Source organism: Variovorax rhizosphaerae (assembly GCF_037889975.1).
Taxonomy (GTDB): domain Bacteria; phylum Pseudomonadota; class Gammaproteobacteria; order Burkholderiales; family Burkholderiaceae_C; genus Variovorax; species Variovorax rhizosphaerae.
On record NZ_JBBKZT010000107.1, the window covers coordinates 1 to 1263 of the forward strand.

General features: G+C 63.7%; 3 protein-coding genes. All 3 read right to left on the reverse strand.

Features of this window, described 5'->3' with window-relative positions:
- On the reverse strand, positions 1-129 hold a 129-nt coding region (locus WKW82_RS40515; RefSeq protein ID WP_340348849.1), incomplete at its 3' end, for a biotin carboxylase N-terminal domain-containing protein.
- Positions 122-277, reverse strand: a complete 156-nt coding sequence (locus WKW82_RS40520) for a hypothetical protein (RefSeq protein ID WP_340348494.1) — start codon at positions 275-277, stop codon at positions 122-124. The genes WKW82_RS40520 and WKW82_RS40515, both read right to left, overlap by 8 nt.
- Positions 278-294: 17 nt before the next feature.
- Positions 295-1263, reverse strand: a 969-nt coding sequence (locus WKW82_RS40525; RefSeq protein ID WP_340348848.1) for an acyl-CoA carboxylase subunit beta, incomplete at its 5' end; no start/stop codon positions are given.

Sequence of the window (1263 nt, forward strand, 5' to 3'; positions counted from 1 at the left end):
TTCGACGTGGCGGGCTTCCTTGTCGGCGTCGGAGTAGACGGCGACCGTGAGGATGCCCATCTTCTTCGCGGTCTTGATGACGCGGCAGGCGATTTCCCCGCGGTTGGCGATCAGGATCTTCTTAAACATTGTGGGTCTCCGCGTGGAAATCGCCTGCGCGCGCTGCGCGCGCCATGCACTTTGCTGTGCGCGCTGCGCGCACCATGCACTTTGGCTTTGCCGAAGCGGCCTTGCGGCCGCTTTCACCGCGATTGGCAATCAGGATCTTCTTGAACATGTTCTTCTTCCCGTTCATCAGAGGGGGATGTTCCCGTGTTTGCGCCACGGGTTCTCGAGCTTCTTCTCGCGCAGCATGACCAGCGAGCGGCAGATGCGCTTGCGGGTTTCGCTGGGCAGGATGACGTCGTCGATGTAGCCGCGCGTGCCGGCCACATACGGGTTGGCGAAGCGGGCCTTGTATTCGGCTTCACGGGCGGCGAGCTTCTCGGGGTCGTTCTTGTCTTCGCGGAAGATGATTTCCACTGCGCCCTTGGCGCCCATCACCGCGATCTCCGCACGCGGCCAGGCGAGGTTCACGTCGCCGCGCAGGTGCTTGGAGGCCATCACGTCGTAAGCACCGCCGTAGGCCTTGCGGGTGATGACGGTGATCTTGGGCACCGTGCATTCGGCATACGCGTACAGCAGCTTGGCGCCGTGCTTGATGATGCCGCCGTATTCCTGGCTGGTGCCGGGCATGAAGCCCGGGACGTCCACGAAGGTGATGACCGGGATGTTGAAGGCATCGCAGAAGCGCACAAAGCGCGCAGCCTTGATGGAGGACTTGATGTCCAGGCAGCCTGCCAGCACCAGCGGCTGGTTGGCGACGATGCCGACGCTCTGGCCTTCCATGCGCGCGAAGCCGATGACGATGTTCTTCGCGTAGTCGGGCTGCAACTCGAAGAAGTCGCCGTCGTCGACCACCTTCACGATCAGCTCCTTCATGTCGTAGGGCTTGTTCGGGTTGTCGGGGACGAGGGTGTCGAGCGACAGGTCGGCGCGGTCGGCCGGGTCGCCGCTCGGGCGCACGGGGGGCTTCTCGCGGTTGTTGAGCGGCAGGTAGTTGTACAGGCGGCGCAGCATCATCAGCGCCTCGACGTCGTTCTCGAAGGCCATGTCGGCGACGCCGCTCTTGGTGGTGTGGGTGGAGGCGCCGCCCAGTTCCTCGGCGGTCACGTCCTCGTGCGTCACGGTCTTCACGACTTCGGGGCCGGTGACGAACATGTA